16 protein-coding genes are annotated in these 15208 nt (G+C 74.5%); 14 read left to right on the forward strand and 2 right to left on the reverse strand.

Annotation, left to right across the window (positions count from 1 at the left end):
- Positions 1 to 99: 99 nt before the first annotated feature.
- On the forward strand, positions 100 to 693 hold the full coding sequence (locus tag AB0M43_RS07905) for a cysteine hydrolase family protein (RefSeq protein WP_363722220.1): 594 nt from the start codon (positions 100 to 102) through the stop codon (positions 691 to 693).
- Positions 690 to 1124, forward strand: coding sequence for a GNAT family N-acetyltransferase (locus AB0M43_RS07910; RefSeq protein WP_363722221.1), 435 nt, complete (start codon positions 690 to 692; stop codon positions 1122 to 1124). Before AB0M43_RS07905 ends, AB0M43_RS07910 begins: the two co-directional genes overlap by 4 nt.
- Positions 1125 to 1237: 113 nt before the next feature.
- Here the strand turns inward: AB0M43_RS07910 and AB0M43_RS07915 are convergent, their stop codons facing one another.
- Positions 1238 to 2071: an alpha/beta hydrolase gene (locus AB0M43_RS07915; RefSeq protein ID WP_363722223.1), complete on the reverse strand. Its 834-nt coding sequence runs from the start codon at positions 2069 to 2071 to the stop codon at positions 1238 to 1240.
- Between the two features lie 252 nt (positions 2072 to 2323).
- On the opposite strand from AB0M43_RS07915, the gene AB0M43_RS07920 reads away from it, so the two are divergent.
- From AB0M43_RS07920 to AB0M43_RS07930, 3 genes are all read left to right on the forward strand, one after another.
- On the forward strand, positions 2324 to 2776 hold the full coding sequence (locus AB0M43_RS07920; RefSeq protein WP_363722225.1) for a DUF1579 family protein: 453 nt from the start codon (positions 2324 to 2326) through the stop codon (positions 2774 to 2776).
- Positions 2777 to 2933: 157 nt separating this feature from the next.
- The gene (locus AB0M43_RS07925) at positions 2934 to 3836 is read left to right on the forward strand and encodes a DMT family transporter (RefSeq protein WP_363722226.1); all 903 of its coding nucleotides are present in this window, start codon (positions 2934 to 2936) and stop codon (positions 3834 to 3836) included.
- A 46-nt stretch (positions 3837 to 3882) separates the two neighbouring features.
- Complete coding sequence (locus AB0M43_RS07930) at positions 3883 to 4386, forward strand: hypothetical protein (RefSeq protein ID WP_363722228.1); 504 nt, start codon at positions 3883 to 3885, stop codon at positions 4384 to 4386.
- A 63-nt stretch (positions 4387 to 4449) separates the two neighbouring features.
- Here AB0M43_RS07930 and AB0M43_RS07935 read toward each other — a convergent pair whose 3' ends face one another.
- Positions 4450 to 5199 carry a methyltransferase domain-containing protein gene (locus tag AB0M43_RS07935; protein ID WP_363722230.1) on the reverse strand — a complete coding sequence of 250 codons (750 nt, stop codon included), beginning with the start codon at positions 5197 to 5199 and terminating at the stop codon, positions 4450 to 4452.
- Between the two features lie 199 nt (positions 5200 to 5398).
- On the opposite strand from AB0M43_RS07935, the gene AB0M43_RS07940 reads away from it, so the two are divergent.
- The 9 genes from AB0M43_RS07940 to AB0M43_RS07980 all read left to right on the forward strand — a co-directional run bounded on the left by AB0M43_RS07940 (position 5399) and on the right by AB0M43_RS07980 (position 15207).
- Positions 5399 to 5806, forward strand: coding sequence for a hypothetical protein (locus AB0M43_RS07940; protein ID WP_363722231.1), 408 nt, complete (start codon positions 5399 to 5401; stop codon positions 5804 to 5806).
- A 182-nt stretch (positions 5807 to 5988) separates the two neighbouring features.
- Positions 5989 to 6213, forward strand: a complete 225-nt coding sequence (locus tag AB0M43_RS07945) for a hypothetical protein (protein WP_363722233.1) — start codon at positions 5989 to 5991, stop codon at positions 6211 to 6213.
- Between the two features lie 216 nt (positions 6214 to 6429).
- The gene (locus AB0M43_RS07950) at positions 6430 to 9330 is read left to right on the forward strand and encodes an AAA family ATPase (RefSeq protein WP_363723304.1); all 2901 of its coding nucleotides are present in this window, start codon (positions 6430 to 6432) and stop codon (positions 9328 to 9330) included.
- A gap of 173 nt (positions 9331 to 9503) precedes the next feature.
- Positions 9504 to 10127 carry a cobalamin-dependent protein gene (locus AB0M43_RS07955; RefSeq protein ID WP_363722235.1) on the forward strand — a complete coding sequence of 208 codons (624 nt, stop codon included), beginning with the start codon at positions 9504 to 9506 and terminating at the stop codon, positions 10125 to 10127.
- Positions 10124 to 11521, forward strand: a complete 1398-nt coding sequence (locus AB0M43_RS07960; protein WP_363722236.1) for a methylaspartate mutase — start codon at positions 10124 to 10126, stop codon at positions 11519 to 11521. The genes AB0M43_RS07955 and AB0M43_RS07960 overlap by 4 nt, the downstream gene beginning before the upstream one ends.
- Positions 11418 to 12404, forward strand: coding sequence for an asparagine synthetase A (locus tag AB0M43_RS07965; protein WP_363722237.1), 987 nt, complete (start codon positions 11418 to 11420; stop codon positions 12402 to 12404). The genes AB0M43_RS07960 and AB0M43_RS07965 overlap by 104 nt, the downstream gene beginning before the upstream one ends.
- On the forward strand, positions 12401 to 13654 hold the full coding sequence (locus AB0M43_RS07970) for a glutamate synthase-related protein (protein WP_363722238.1): 1254 nt from the start codon (positions 12401 to 12403) through the stop codon (positions 13652 to 13654). The genes AB0M43_RS07965 and AB0M43_RS07970 overlap by 4 nt, the downstream gene beginning before the upstream one ends.
- The gene (locus AB0M43_RS07975; protein ID WP_363722239.1) at positions 13651 to 15006 is read left to right on the forward strand and encodes an MFS transporter; all 1356 of its coding nucleotides are present in this window, start codon (positions 13651 to 13653) and stop codon (positions 15004 to 15006) included. The genes AB0M43_RS07970 and AB0M43_RS07975 overlap by 4 nt, the downstream gene beginning before the upstream one ends.
- 9 nt (positions 15007 to 15015) lie before the next feature.
- A complete protein-coding gene (locus AB0M43_RS07980; protein WP_363722240.1) occupies positions 15016 to 15207 on the forward strand; it encodes an MbtH family protein in 192 nt (63 codons plus the stop codon).
- Position 15208 lies beyond the last annotated feature (1 nt).

The raw sequence follows: 15208 nt of genomic DNA on the forward strand, positions 1-15208 counted from the left end.
CACGGAGCCACCATGGGGCCGGCGGTGCGGCTGGATTCTTGCGGTCGGAGGCCGGCGCGACCCTCACCGGCCCGGGGCCGCGCGGGGCAGGCTGTACCCATGACGAAGGCACTCCTGATCATCGACGTCCAGAACGAGTACGTGACCGGCGCGCTGCCCATCACGTACCCGCCGCTGTCCGTGTCCCTGCCCAACATCGCCGCCGCCATGGACGCCGCGACCGCCGCCGGCCACCTGGTCGTCGTCGTCCGGCACACCGAGAGCGCCGCCGCCCCGATCTTCGCCGAGGGCACCCCCGGCTGGACGCTGGTCGACGCCGTGGCCGACCGGCCCCACGACCACCTGATCGACAAGACCTGGCCTTCGGCGTTCACGGGTACCAACCTCGCGGAGTGGCTCGCCGCGCACGACGTGGACACGGTCACCATCGCCGGGTACATGACCCAGCACTGCGACGAGTCCACCGCCCGGGAGGCGTTCCACCGGGGCCTGGCCGTGGAGGTGCTCTCCGACGCCACCGGCACCCTGGACCTGGCCAACGAGGCCGGCCGGGTGACCGCCGAGGAGCTGCACCGGGCGATGCTCGTGGCCCTGCACGCCGGGTTCGCGGCCGTCCGGACCACCGCCGACTGGATCGCCGGGGGTGAAGCGGTCCGCTCGAACATCGTCGCCAGCACTAGAGTCGCCCCATGATCACCATTGACCGGCTCGCCCCGGAGGACCGCCCGGACTGGGAGACCCTGTTCGCCGGCTACAACACCTTCTACGGGCGGACCCTGCCCGCCGAGCGGTTCGACCGGGCCTGGACGGAGTTCGCCGCCGACACCCGGATGCACGCCCTCGGCGCCAAGGTCGACGGCCGGCTCGTCGGGATCACGCACTTCCTCGTGCACGCCAACACCACCGGCGAGGACGTGTGCTACCTCCAGGACCTGTTCACGGCGGCGGAGGCGCGCGGCAAGGGGGTGGCCCGCGCCCTGATCGCGGCGGTGGCCGACTGGGCGCGCGCCCGGGGCTGCGACCGGGTGTACTGGTCCACCCACGAGTCGAACACCACCGCCCGCCGCCTGTACGACCAGGTCGCCGAGAACCGCGGCTTCCTCCTGTACCGCGTCCAGCTCTGACCGGCGCGGCTCCGGTACCCGTCGGATCTGTTCCTGCGTCCTCCGGGCCGGAGCCGGCGCCGCCCGGCGGGGCAACACGGGCCGCGCCCCGACCAGCCTCCGCGCCCGCTGCCCTAGTTCCCGCGCAGCACCGCGCGCAGCCGGTCGGCGAACCCGTCCGGGTCCTCCGCGAACGCGATGTGCCCGCCCGGGAACATCGTCGGCCCGACGCCCAGCGCCGCCGCGAGCGCCCGGGTCGTGTGGTCGCACGTCTCGCCGGCCGAGTCCTCGCCGATCCCGGCCACGATCCGCACCCCGCCGGCGCGCAACGCCGCGATGTCCGGCAGCCAGTTCGTGGTGCCGCGCAGCTCGTGCGCGAACCAGAAGCGCTCGTCGGCGACCTGTCGGGGGGCCCGCTCGCCGCCGAACATCATCTCCAGCGCGCCCTCGGGCAGCTCGATGTTCGCGTCGGCCATGAAGTGCGCCCAGGCCCCGAGGACATCGCCCGCCAGGTACGTCGCGATCTGGTGTTCGGTGGCCGCGTGGTGCCGGGCGCGGGCGGCGTCGTCGAGCAGGTCCACCACCGGCGGCTCGTGGGCGACGACCGTGCCGACCTGCCCGGGATACGCCTGCGCGAGGGCCAGCGCGGTGACCGCCCCGCCGCTGGAACCCAGCACGTCGGCCGGCCCCGCGTCGAGATGCACCAGCAACCGGGAGACGTCGTCGGCCCGCAGCTGCGGGGTCGAGTCCCGCTCCGGGTCGTCCTGGACGCTGCGGTGCACGCCCCTCGGGTCGGTGGTGACGACCGTGTGGTCGGTGGCCATCAGGTCGGCCAGCGGGGCGAAGGAGTCGGCGTCCATCGGGGCGCCGAGGAGGACGAGCAGCGGGCCGGTGCCGCGCACCACGTAGTGCAGGCGCACGCCGGGGACGGCGAGGGTGCGGGCGGTGGCGGTCGCGTTCGGGATCATCGGGTACTCCTGCGGTCGTGGTGTCCGGGACCTGGTGGCCCCGGGGCTTCGCTGAGGTGCCGTACACCCTGACGACGTTCGGGAACCGGCCGGATCGACAACGCGGTCGGAGAATTTCCGGCGGGCGCCCCGTGGGTGTCGTTCGGTGGCGTGGGCCGGGGCCACCGAGGCGACCCGCGACGCCCGGCCCGCGCCGGCCACCGCTGGCCCGGTCCGCGCACCCGACCGGCCGCCGTCGGTTAGTCTGCGACGATGGGCATCGTCGATCGCATGACCCCGTTCCTGGGCGGCTGGCAGGGCACCAACAAGCTGCGCCTGATGCCCACGGACGACTACCAGGAGTCCGCCGCCACCGCGACGGTCACCGTCACGGCCAGGGAGTTCGTCACGCTCGCCTACACCTGGGCGGACGGCGGCACCCCGCAGGACGGGCTGCTGCTGCTCGCGGGCACGCCCGACGACCCGGCCGGCGCGACGGCCGTCTGGGTCGACTCGTACCACACCGGGCCGTCCTGGCTGGCCCTGTCGGGGACCGTCGGCGAGGACGGCGTGATCCGGCTCGCCGGCACCTACCCCGCCCCGTCCGGGCCCGACTGGGGCTGGCAGGTCCACCTCGAACCCGACGGCGCGCGGGTCACGATGCACAACATCGTGCCGGGGCACGACCCGTACCAGGTCGTCGAGACCGCCTACCGCCCCGCCTGACGGCCCGTCCGCGCCGGATTTGCCAGGTTCCGTCCGGTCCACGGCGACGACGGGCCCCGGTCCGGGCGGGACGCCCCGCGGCCCCCGGCTGTGAGGACGTAGCCTGGCGGACGTTCGTCGCAGGAACACGCGACACGAGCCACTGGGGGGTACCGCCGTGACGAGACGTGGTTGGGCGCTGTTCCTGGCGCTGAGCGTGATCTGGGGCGTGCCGTACCTGCTGATCCGGATCGCGGTCGTGGACATCGACCCGCTGGTGGTCGCGTTCGGCCGCACCCTGATCGGCGCGGCGGTCCTGCTCCCCATCGCCCTGTACGCCAAGGGCATGTCCTCGGCGCTCAAGCACTGGAAGTGGCTGCTCGTCTACACCCTGGTCGAGATCTCCGGCCCGTGGCTGCTGCTGGGGCACGCGGAGAAGCGGCTGACCAGCTCCACGGCCGGGCTGCTGATCGCGGTCGTCCCGCTGATCGCGGCCGTGATCGTCACACGGCTCGGGCACGACAAGTTCGACACCCGCCGGCTGGTCGGGCTGGGGATCGGGTTCGCCGGGGTCGCCGCCCTGGTCGGGCTGGACATCCACTTCTCGGACCTGACGGCCGTCGGGGCGATCATGCTGACCGCGCTCGGGTACGCCATCGGGCCGATCATCGTCAGCCGCAAACTCGGCGACGCGTCCCCGATCGGCGTGGTCACCGGCTCACTCGTCATCGCGACGGTGCTCTACGCGCCGTTCGCCCCGTTCCTGTGGCCGGACCGGATCCCCGCCGACGCGGGCTGGTCCGTCCTCGGCCTGGCCCTGATCTGTACCGTCGCCGCGTTCCTGGTGTTCTTCGCCCTGATCGCCGAGGTCGGCCCCGCCCGCGCCACCGTGATCACCTACATCAACCCGGCCGTGGCGCTGCTGCTGGGCGTGATCGTGCTGAGCGAGCCGCTGACGGCGGGCATGGCGGTCGGATTCCCCCTGGTCATCCTCGGGTCGATCCTGGGCACGGCCCGGACCCGCAAGCCCGCCGCCGGACCGGAGGCCGCGCTGCTCCCGGCACACCGCGACGGCAGCTGATCCCCACTGACAGAAGATGTCAGTGGGTCCCGGTTACGGTCCCCGCATGACTGGGAACAACGACAACGACGGCCGGCACGACTTCGACTTCTACCACGGCGAATGGCGCACGGTCGGCCGCAAGCTGGTCGACGTGAAGGACCGGGCGTGCACGGAGTGGGTGGAGTTCGAGGGCACGGGGGACTGCCGGCCGATCCTCGGCGGGCTGGGCAACGTGGACACCCTGACGGTGCCGGCGCAACCGCCCGGCGGGGAGACCACGTTCGGCGCGACCCTGCGGCTGTTCGACCCGGCGACCGGGATCTGGCGGATCTGGTGGATGTCGAGCCGGCTGCCCGGGGTGCTCGACACGCCCGTCGCGGGCCGGTTCGACGGGCCGCGCGGGATCTTCGAGGGCCCGGACGAGTTCGACGGCGTACCGGTGCTGGTCCGCTACGAGTGGGACAACCACGGCGACGGCCGGGCCGACTGGGCGCAGCGGTTCTCCTGGGACGACGGCGCGACCTGGGACGACGTGAACTTCACGTTCAGCCACACCCGGATCGGCTGACCCGCCGCCGGGGAGCACGCGGGGCGGGCGGCGGCCGGGGACCCCGCCCGCCCGCCACCGGCGTCAGTCCGGCACCGTCGCCGTCGTGACGAACACCGTGGAGCTCGCCAGGAACGGGCCGGCGGTGACCCGCGCGAGCCACGCCCGCGCCCGGTCCGCGTCGATCGCCCCGTCCCGCACCGCCCACCCGGTCACGTCGCCGATCCGCAGGATCCGCTCGGCGACGGACAGGTCCCGGAACACGATGGTCACCGCCTCGACGTCGGTGACCACGAATCCGGCCGCCGCGCACAGCCGGGCCAACTGCCGCCCCACGGTCGCGTTGCGGACCCGTGCGTCGCTCACGTAGCGGGTGTACGCCCGGCTGGTCTCCAGGTCGGGATCGTCCACGACCAGGGTGTCCCAGTCGTTGTCGGCGAGCACGACCCGGCCGCCGGGCCGCAGTACCCGGCGCAGCTCGGCCACCGCGCGGGCCGGGTCGGCCACGTGCTGGAGCACCCGGTCGGCCCGGGCCCGGTCGACGCTGGCGTCCGCGAGCGGCAGCGCGTGCGCGTCCCCGAGGTGGAACGTCGCCACGGGGACCCGCAGCCGCGCCGTGGCCAGCATCTCCGGATCCGCGTCGACGCCGATCACGCCGCCGGTCGGCCCGACCCCCGCGACCAGGCCGGCGAGGTCCGTCCCGGGCCCACACCCCAGATCGAGAACCATGTTTCCGGGTACGAGGTCCAGCGCCGCCAACGCGCGTCCCTTGTAGTCCCGGCCGGGTGTGCTCGCGGCGACGTGGTCGAGATACGCGATCGATGAGGAGGTCATGCCCCGATCCCACCAGCCCGGTCGGGCCGCCCGGTGGTGGAACCGTGAAGATTCCGCGCCCGGCCCGCCCCGTGGCGCGCCATGTCGCCGCCCACCGGTGTCGTGGACCCGCACGGGTGGCCGGCCCGTCCGGTACCCGTCACAGGTCCTCCGGCCTGTCGGGGCGGACGAATCGGGCACTGCTGGCAGCGTGGGGCCGATGCGCAACGAGAACTTCTACGCCCTCGCCGCCCAGGTCCTGCCCGCCCTGCTGATCGCGGTGATCCTCGAGATCCGGGGCGCGCTGGGCACGATCGCCGCCGGGGCGCGCCGCGACCGGCACACCGCCGTGCACCACAGCTGGGCGCGCTCGGCCGGCTACATGGTCCTCGCGTACGTCGCGATCGCCGTCACCTTCGTACTTGGCGAGATCGCGGCGCTCCTCGTCGTGTTCTGCGGCACGGGCAGCTGGCTCGTCCGGGGCGCGGCCCCCGTGGTCGGACTCGCCCTCCTGGTGCTGATCGTCGCCGCCATCGCGGTCCCGGCCGTCGCGGTGGGCGTCGAGACGGGGATCCTGATCCGCGCGGACGGCGACACGCACACCGACGACCCCGTGTCGGTCGGCTGAACGACACCGGACCGACCGATCCCCGACCCGGCCGCCGTGAGGGCAGTCACTGCCTCTGACCTGCGGTGACGTCTGCCCGACACTAGGAGAAACTGGGTGTCGCACACCCATGCGGGCCGGGCAGGCTGAGTGCCAGAGTCACGGGGCACACGGACAACGCACACTCGCTTGGGAGACACACCATGAACGCGCCGAAGACCACCGGAGCCACGATCGCCCTGGCCGCCCTGACCGCCCTGCTGCTGGGCGCGGCGGGCGTCGCGGCCGCGACGGCGGACGCCGGGACCGGCGGCCCCAACCCGGGGCACTGCGCGGTCGCCGCGCACGGTTGCGGGCTGACCGCCGACGGCGGCACCGGCAACGGCAGCCGCGACGACCCGACGCCCAGCCCGAACGCCAACATGTGACCCACCCGCCGGCCCTGCAGGCCCGGACGCCCACCCGGCGTCCGGGCCTTTCGCGCGTCCGGGGATCCGACCATGGCCGGGCCGTCCTCCGGGGACCGTCGCGTCGGCACGCGCCGGCCGGGTCCCGTTACGCCGAAACAGTGTCAACTTGTATCCGGATTCAGTCACTTGCCGCAGTCATGCTGATCACGGCGGTAGCGTGCGGCCGTGCACGTGATGTCCCGTGTGGTCGTGGGGCGCGCCGAGGAGCTGGAACTGCTCGACGGCGCGCTGTCCGCCGCGCGCCAGGGCCGGGGCGGCGCGGTGTTCCTGGTCGCCGACGCGGGGATCGGCAAGTCCCGGCTCGCCCGCGAGTGCGAGGCCCGCGCGACGGCGGCGGGCATGACCGTGCTGCGCGGCCGGGCCACCCCGGCGGGCGCGACCGTGCCGTTCCGGCCGCTGACCGAGGCCCTGTTCTCCCTGGCCCGCGCCGACGGGGTGCCCGACGCCCCGGAGCTGGCCGCGTACCGGCCCACGCTCGGGCGGCTGATCCCCGAGTGGCGCGACGGTCCGGTCACCGACACCGGCGACTCCCTCGTGGTCCTCGCCGAGGCCGTCCTGCGGCTGCTGGCCGTCGTCGGCCGGGACCGGGGCGCGGTGCTGTGCCTCGGGGACCTGCACGACGGGGACACCGAGACCCTCGACATCGTCGAGTACCTGATGGACAACCTCTCCCACCAGCCCGTCGTCGTCCTGGCCAGCCTGCGGTCCACGCCGTCGGCCGCGCTGACCCTGGCCCGGTCCGGGGCCCAGCGCCGGGTCGCCCGGCTCGTGGAGCTGGAGCCGCTGACCGGCGGGCAGGTGCACGAGATGGCCGCCGGCTGCCTCGGCGTCCCCGTCGGGGAGGTGCCGCCGCCGGTGGTCGCCCGGCTGACCCGGGCCGCCGACGGCAACCCGTTCGTCGTCGAGGAGCTGCTCAGCGGCATGATCGGCGCGGGGGCGCTGCTGCGGTCCGACGGGGCCTGGACGGTCGTGGGGGACCTGCGGGTCGACGTGCCGTCCACCGTGGTCGCCAGCGTCACAGACCGGGCCCGCAGGCTCGGCCCCGACTGGCACCGGGCACTGGAGGTCGCCGCCGTCATCGGCCGCCGCTTCCCGCTCGGCGCCCTGCACCTGGCGTCCGGGCTGCCGAAGGCCGAGCTGAACGCCCTGGTCCGCGCCGGGGTGCAGGCCCGGCTGCTGGTGCCGTCGAGAACCGGACCCGACTGGTACGCGTTCCGGCACGCCCTCACCGCCGAGGCCCTCGCGAGCACCCTGCTGCCCGCCGAGCGCGCCACGATCGCCGCGTCCGCCGCCGACGCCCTCGAATCGGTGTCCCCGGACCTGACCGGCGAACTCTGCCAGCTCGTCGCCACCCTGCGCCTCGTCGCGGGCGACGGACCCGGCGCGGGGCTGCGGTACGCGCAGGCCGGCCGGCGCGCGCTCGCCGACGGGGCGGCCGGCTCGGCGGTGCGGCTCCTCGACCGGGCCATGGAGCTCGTCCCCGAGGCGGGCCACGCCAACGACCGCGCCGACGTGCTGTCCTCGCTGCTCTACGCGCTCGCCGAGGCCGGCGACGTCGACCGCGCCCTGCGGCTCGGCGCCGAACTGGCCGGTGGCGCGCTGCTCGGCCCCGCCCGGCGCGCCGCCCTGCACACCCGGCTGGCCTGGGTGTGTGTCGTCGGTGGACAGTGGGGCGAGGCCGCCGACCAGGTCGCCGCCGCCCGCGCCCTGCTCGGCCCGGACGCCGGCCCCGAGGAACTGGCCCCCGTGGACGTGGTCGAGGCGCACCTGCTCACGTTCGGCGACGTACCGGGGGAGGACCGGGCGGCCCGCGCCGAGGACCTGGCGCTGCGCGTGGTCCGGACCGCCGAGCAGGCCCCGCTGCCGGCCGTGGCCTGCCAGGCCCGCCAGGTGCTGGCCCTGCTCGCCCGGCGGCGCACGTTCGACGACGCGGACGTGCACCTGCGCAGCATGTTCGGCACCGCCGACGAGCACGGGCTGTCCATCTGGCGGCTGAGGGCCCAGATCCGGCTCGCCACCAACGAACTGATGCGCACCGGCCAGGCAGACCAGGTCCGCCAGGCCCGGCGGGCGGCGCTCGACCTGGGCGCGGTCACCGCCGGCTACCAGGCCGACGCGACCCTGGCGATGCAGCACGTCCTCTACGGCGAGTTCGCCGACGCCGAACGCCTCGCGACCGAACTGTTCGGGGCCACCACCCGGATGCGCCAGGAGGGCGAGTCGCAGTTCGCGCTGGTGATCCGGATCGCCGCCGCCGCCCACCAGGGCCAGCGCGACGGGCTCCGCAGGGCGCTCGCCGAGTTCCGCAGACACGGCGGGGAGCAGTCCTTCCACCTGCCCATCGTGTTCGGACACCGGGCCATCTGCGCCCTGCTCGGCGAGGACCGGCCCGGCGCGGAGGCCGAGATGGCCCGGATCCGCGAGTGGGAGCGCTGCAACCCGACGATCTACTACCAGTCCGGCCGGTACGGGCTGGGTTTGCTCCTGGAGATCCTCGCCGGTCGGGCGGGCCGCGAGGGGTATGCCGACGTGGCCGCCGCCCCGGCCGCGAAACTGCGCTGGAACCACCAGTTCGTGCTCGCCGCGCACGCCGTCCTCCTCGGCCGGGAGCGCCGCCCGCAGGAGGCCGCCGAGGCGCTCGCGGAGGCCGTGCGGGCCGCCGCGCCGTTCCCGATGGCCCGGCACCTCGTGCTGCGCCTGGTCGCCGAGGCCGCGCTCGCCGACGGCTGGGGCGAGCCCGTGGCCTGGCTGCGCGCCGCCGAGGAGCACTTCCACACCGCCGACGTGGCCGCCGTGGCCGGCGCGTGCCGGGCGCTGCTGCGCAAGGCCGGCGTGCGGGTCATGCAGCGGCGCACCGGACGGGACGCGATCCCCGCCGAGTGGGCCGACCGGGGCGTGACCGTCCGCGAGTACGAGGTGCTGACCCTGCTCGGCGAGCGCCGCGCGAACCCGGAGATCGCCCGGCTGCTGTTCATCTCCCCGCGCACCGTCGAGAAGCACGTCGCCAGTCTGATGGACAAGCTGGACAGCGCCGACCGCACGGAGCTGTCGGCGCTCGTCACCCGGCACGCCTGACCCGCCGCGTACGCATAAAGTCCCCCGCCGCGTCGTAGCACTCCCGCCCAGGTCAGGGCACCCGCCCGTCGCTCGCCCGACAACGCGGGCCACCCACGACCGGCGCTCCGGGGCACGAAGATGGGTCACGCTCACCCATGTCCGCGCGGCCCGGTCCCGGCAGTGTCGTCCCCATGAGAACGGACATCGAGAGAACGGGAGGCGGCCACCCGGTCGCGGGCCTCGACGTGATCGTCACGGGCACGGCCTCGGACTCCCACACCTGGAACCTGGTCTACCTGCACCTGCTCCTGGAGGAACTGGGCCACCGGGTCGCGAACCTGGGCCCGTGCGTCCCCGACGAGCTGATGGTCGCCGAGTGCCGGCGCCGCCGCCCCGCGCTGATCGTGCTGAGCAGCGTCAACGGCCACGGGCTCACCGACGGCGCGCGGGTGGTGGAGCTGCTGCGGGCGTGCCCGGAGCTGGCCGGTACCCCCATCGTGATCGGCGGCAAGCTCGGCATCGCCGGCGCCGACAACGCCCGGCACTCCCACACCCTGCTGGACGCGGGCTTCGACGCGGTGTTCGAGGACGGGGCGGGCCTGGGCCTGTTCCGGTCCTTCGTGGCCGCCCTGCCGGGACCCGCGACGAACCCGACCGCCCTACCGGGAACCGGAACCAACCTGACCGCCCTACCGGGCGCCGCCACCACCCTGGCCGTGGCCGGGGCCGCCCGGCCCGACGACGACCGGTCCGGGACCGACCTCCCGGAGGCCGCCCTCTGCGGCCCCACCCGGCACGCGGGAGCCTCCCGGTGACCGCCGACCTCCTCCCCGCCACCTCCTTCGGCGGCTTCGTCCGCCGCGCCCGGGCCGCCGGCGAACTGGTGGTCCAGCCCCGGATGGGGATCAGCGACCCGGCCGCGATGCGCGCCGGCCTGCTGGCCACCCGGCACGCCGACGCCACCACGGTCGGCACGATGACCCTGGACAGCTACACCCGGATCGGCGACCACCGGGCCGCCGGCCTCGCCCTGGCCAGCGGCGCGGGCCTCAACGGCTTCCCGATCGTCGCGCACGGCCCGGCCGTCACCGCCGCCGTCCTCGACGGGGTGCGCGACGACCGGTTCCCGGTGCAGGTCCGGCACGGTTCGGCCTGCCCGGAGGACATCATCCTGGCGCTGGCCCGGGCCGGGCTCGACGCCACCGAGGGCGGCCCGGTGTCCTACTGCCTGCCGTACGGCCGGACCCCGCTCGCCGACTCGGTCCGCAACTGGGCCCGCTCGTGCGAACTGCTCGCCGCGCTGCGCGGACCCGGGGTCGAACCGCACCTGGAGACGTTCGGCGGCTGCATGATGGGCCAGCTGTGCCCGCCGGGGCTGCTGGTGGCGATCTCGGTGCTGGAGGCCATGTTCTTCGCCCGGCACGGCCTGCGCAGCGTCTCGCTCAGCTACGCCCAGCAGACCCACCCGGGCCAGGACGCCGAGGCCGTGGCCGCGCTCCGCCGGCTCGCAGGGGAACTGCTGCCCGGCCTGGACTGGCACATCGTGATCTACACCTACATGGGCGTGTTCCCGAAGACCCCGGCCGGGGCGACCAGCCTGCTGGAACGGTCCGCCGAGCTGGCGGTCCGCACCGGGGCGGCGCGCCTGATCGTCAAGACCGTCGCCGAGGCGCACCGGATCCCGACCGTCGCGGAGAACGTCCGCGCCCTGGAGACCGCCTCGGCCGCCGCCCGCCGGGCCCGCGCCGCCGGACCGGGCGAGACCCCCACCGACACGGGGGTGTACGCCGAGGCCCGCGCCCTCATCGAAGCCGTCGCGCACCTCGACGACGACCTGGGACGCGCGTTGACCAGGGCGTTCGCGCGCGGGTACCTCGACGTGCCGTTCTGCCTGCACCCGGACAACGCCGGCCGGGCCCGCAGCCACATCGACCCGGCGGGCCGGCTGCGCTGGTCGGAGGTCGGCGCGATGCCGATCGGCCACCTGGTCGGCCCCGGCACCCGCCGCCGGCTCGGTTCCGCCGACCTCCTGACCTCCCTGTCCCACGTCGAACGCACCTACGACCGCCCCGCACTGGGCTCCCACCTCCCGAAGGAGAACCACCGTGACCACCGTCGTTCCGCCCGCCTCGCCCCGCGAACACCTCTCGCGGGAGTCCACCCGGCACACGCTGCGGATCCAGAACGCGATCCTGTCGGCGACGCGTGAGCACCTCACCGGGCTCGGGTTCACCGAACTGCTGCCGCCGATCATCGGACCCGTCACCGACCCGGGCGGCCGGGGCTCCAAGCAGGTCGACATCGACTTCTACGGCCACCGGTACAAGCTGATGACCAGCGCGATCCTGTACAAGCAGGCGTCGTTGCTCGCGTTCGACAAGATCTTCTGCATCGCGCCGAACGTGCGCCTGGAGCCGCTGGAGACGTGCAACACGAACCGGCACCTGGCCGAGTTCCACCAGATCGACGTCGAGATCTCCGGCGCGACCCGCGAGGACGCGATGGCCGTCGCCGAGGGCATCGTCGTCAACGCCGTCCGCAGGGTGATCGCGGAGCGTTCCGCCGAGCTGGCCGCCCTGGGCCGCAGCCCGGAGGCGTTCACCGAGCTGCTGGAGTGGCCGTTCGACCGAATGACGCACGCCGACGCGGTGGCGAACCTGCGCGGCCTGGGCCTGGAACAGAGCGCCGACGCGGAGATCGACTGGCGGAACGAGGAGATCCTGTCCTCGAAGGCCAGCCGCCCGTTCTTCGTCACCGACTACCCGAAGGGCTCGCGCGGCTTCTACGACCGGGAATCGCGCACCGAGGCCGGCAGGCTGCGCAACTTCGACCTGATCGCCCCCGAGGGGTACGGCGAACTGACCAGCGGCAGCGAGCGCGAGTACGAGTACGCGCGGATCGTCACCCGGATGCGCGAGTCCGGCGAGAACCCGGCCAAGTACGGCTGGTACCTCGACATGGTCCGCGACGGCATCCCCGGCAGCGCGGGCTTCGGCATCGGACTGGAGCGCCTCACCCGCTACGTCGCCGGGCTCACCTCGGTGTGGCAGGCCAGCGCGTACCCGAAGATCCCCGGCGTGGTGTCGGCATGACCGGCCTGCGCGCCCCCGGCTTCGACGCGCGCGCCGTGCGCGACCGGGCCCTGCGCGGCACGGCGGCGGTGTTCCCGGACACCGCCGACTACGGCCGCACCCTGTACGGCGCGGGACTGCCCGTGCCCGGCGACGCGCTCGACGCGGCCCGCCTCGTACCCCCCGTGTTCATGCCCCGCCGCCTGGAGAAGCTGATCGAGCTGGGCCGCGAGCCGCTGCACACCGATGTGGACCTGACCGCCACGGTCGGCGGCTTCCGGGCCGCGCTGCCCGTGTACCTGTCGGCGTTCGGTTCCACCCAGGTGGCCAGCGCCGACCTGGGGCTCGCGGTGAGCCGGCAGGCCGCCGGCCTGGGCCTGCCCATGGTGATCGGCGAGAACGTGGTCCCCGTCAACGGCTACGGCCGGCTCGACCCGGACGCCGGTTCCTCCCTGGTCGGCCGGATCCGGGCCTACGCCGACCACGCCGTCGACGGGTTCGGCGGGGTCGTCGTGCAGCAGAGCACCGAGGACGCCGACGCCGAGGTGTGGAACCTCGTCTACAGCGACCCGTCCGCGCTGCCGCTGCTGGAGTCCGGCCGGCTCGCCTTCGAACTCAAGGTCGGCCAGGGCGCCAAGCCCGGACTCGGCGGGATGACCGTGCTGTCTGCCGAGGCGGCGGCGCTGCTCGGCGGCCAGTTCGCCCTGGACCCGGTGTTCGGCGACGACCCCGTACTGCGGTGCGCGAGCCCCGGCACGTTCACCGACGAGATCCTCCGCCAGCAGATCCGGTTCATGCGCAACAACTTCCCGCGCGCCCGGGTCTGGGTGAAGCTGCACCCCGGCCGCGACGTCGCCGACGCGGCGGGGGTCGCGTGGGCGGCCGGCGCGGACGCCGTCACCGTCGACGGCGCCGAGGGCGGCACGGGCTGGGCCCCGGTCCCGTTCCTCGACCACGTCGGCCTGCCGCTCGCCGAGTGCCTGCGCCGGATCGGCCGCCCCGCCGGGGACCTGCTGGCCACCGGCCGGATCTGGGAGGGCACCCGGGCGCTGAAGTGCCTGGCCCTGGGCGCGAGCGCGGTCGGACTCGGCCGGGCGGCGCTGCTGGCCGCCGACGCCGACCCCGGGCTCGGACTCGTCCGGCTGGTCGAGGCGCTAGCGCTGGAACTGCGGCTGCTGATCAGCGCGCTGGGCAAGTACTCCGTGCCGGACGTCGGCCCGGAGGACGTGTGGACGCCGACGGCGCCCGAACGACAGGAGCACCTGGTATGACCACCGTCGAGAGCCCCCCGGCCCCGGCCACCGGGGCCACCCCGGCCCCCGCCCCGGCCACCCCGGCCAGCCCGGCCACAGGTCCGGCGCGGAAGGCCCCGCGCGGCGGCCTGTTGCGGCACCGCGACTTCCGCCTGCTCTGGTTCGGCGAGACCGCCAGCGTGATGGGCAACGCCATCTCCGGCGTCACCCTCCCGCTCGTCGCCCTGGAACTCCTGCACGCCGGCCCGTTCGTGATGGGCCTGCTCAGCGCCGCCTCCTGGCTGCCGTGGCTGGTCCTGGGCCTGCCGGCCGGCGCGTGGATCGACCGGCTGCCCCGCCGACCCACCATGGTCGTCGCCAACCTGGTGTCCCTGGTCCTGGTGCTCAGCGTGCCGATCGCCGCCTGGCTGGAGGCGCTCACCCTCGGCCAGCTCGTCGCGGTCAGCCTGCTGGGCGGCGCGACCGGGGTGTTCTTCAGCCCCGCCTACTCCGCCTACCTGCCGTCGATCATCGCGAAGGAGGACCTGGCGGAGGGCAACGCGAAACTCCAGGGCAGCGCCCAGGCCGCCGTCGTGTCCGGCAGCGGCATCGGCGGCATGCTCACCCAGGCGCTCACCGCCGTGCTCGGCCTGGTCGCCGACGCGTGCACGTTCGTCATCTCCACGGTGTGCCTGCTGGCCATCCGGACCAAGGAACCGGCCCGGTCCACCGAGCCGCGCACCACGACCCTGCGGGAGGAGATCCGGGCCGGGTTCGGTTTCATGGTCCGCGACCCGTACCTGCGGATCCTGACCGTCGGCGCGTCCATCGACAACCTGCTGCTCAGCGCCGGGCACGCCCTGCTCGTGGTGTTCCTGGTCCAGACCGTGGGCGCCGGACCCGGCATGGTCGGCCTGCTGCTCGCCGCCGACTGCCTCGGCGGGGTGCTCGGCGCGGTCGTCGCCAACCGGGTCGCCCGCCGGGTCGGCACCGCCCGGGCCCTGCTGCTCTTCTCGCTCGGCACCACCCCGTTCGGGCTGCTCATCCCGCTCACCGGGCCCGGCTGGGCGCTCGCGTTCTTCGCGGTCGGCCTGCTGGTGCCCGCCGCCGGGATCGTCGCCGGCAACGTGATCGGCGGCGCGTTCCGCCAGGGCTACTGCCCGCCCGACATGCTCGGCCGGATCGGCACCAGCGGCAGCTTCGTCGCCTTCGGCCTGATCCCGCTCGGCGCGCTGACCGGCGGCGCGCTCGGCGCGACGATCGGGATCCGCGAAACCCTGTGGATCCTGCTCACGGCCGGGGTGCTCGGCAAACTCGTCCTCCTGTTCGGACCGATCCGCAGGTCCCGCGACCTGCCCACCAGCCCCGCCCCGACCTCCCCGCGCCCCTAGGAGCACACCATGACCAACCCGTTCGAGAACGCCGACGCGTCCTACCTCGTCCTCGTCAACGACCTGCGCCAGCACTCCCTGTGGCCGGCGGACCTCACGGTCCCCGCGGGCTGGGCGGCGACGCACGGCCCCGCCGGCCGGCAGGAGTGCCTCGACCACGTCGACGCGCACTGGACCGACCTGACCCCGGAAGGGATCTGAG

The sequence above is a fragment of the Longispora sp. NPDC051575 genome (assembly GCF_040681875.1).
Classification (GTDB): Bacteria; Actinomycetota; Actinomycetes; order Mycobacteriales; family Micromonosporaceae; genus Longispora.

Coding starts and splice junctions, on each gene's coding strand:
- AB0M43_RS07905 (WP_363722220.1), top strand. CDS start 100: ATGACGAAGGCACTCCTGATCATCGACGTCCAGAACGAGTACGTGACC.
- AB0M43_RS07910 (WP_363722221.1), top strand. CDS start 690: ATGATCACCATTGACCGGCTCGCCCCGGAGGACCGCCCGGACTGGGAG.
- AB0M43_RS07915 (WP_363722223.1), bottom strand. CDS start 2,071: ATGATCCCGAACGCGACCGCCACCGCCCGCACCCTCGCCGTCCCCGGC.
- AB0M43_RS07920 (WP_363722225.1), top strand. CDS start 2,324: ATGGGCATCGTCGATCGCATGACCCCGTTCCTGGGCGGCTGGCAGGGC.
- AB0M43_RS07930 (WP_363722228.1), top strand. CDS start 3,883: ATGACTGGGAACAACGACAACGACGGCCGGCACGACTTCGACTTCTAC.
- AB0M43_RS07935 (WP_363722230.1), bottom strand. CDS start 5,199: ATGACCTCCTCATCGATCGCGTATCTCGACCACGTCGCCGCGAGCACA.
- AB0M43_RS07940 (WP_363722231.1), top strand. CDS start 5,399: ATGCGCAACGAGAACTTCTACGCCCTCGCCGCCCAGGTCCTGCCCGCC.
- AB0M43_RS07945 (WP_363722233.1), top strand. CDS start 5,989: ATGAACGCGCCGAAGACCACCGGAGCCACGATCGCCCTGGCCGCCCTG.
- AB0M43_RS07950 (WP_363723304.1), top strand. CDS start 6,430: ATGTCCCGTGTGGTCGTGGGGCGCGCCGAGGAGCTGGAACTGCTCGAC.
- AB0M43_RS07955 (WP_363722235.1), top strand. CDS start 9,504: ATGAGAACGGACATCGAGAGAACGGGAGGCGGCCACCCGGTCGCGGGC.
- AB0M43_RS07970 (WP_363722238.1), top strand. CDS start 12,401: ATGACCGGCCTGCGCGCCCCCGGCTTCGACGCGCGCGCCGTGCGCGAC.
- AB0M43_RS07975 (WP_363722239.1), top strand. CDS start 13,651: ATGACCACCGTCGAGAGCCCCCCGGCCCCGGCCACCGGGGCCACCCCG.
- AB0M43_RS07980 (WP_363722240.1), top strand. CDS start 15,016: ATGACCAACCCGTTCGAGAACGCCGACGCGTCCTACCTCGTCCTCGTC.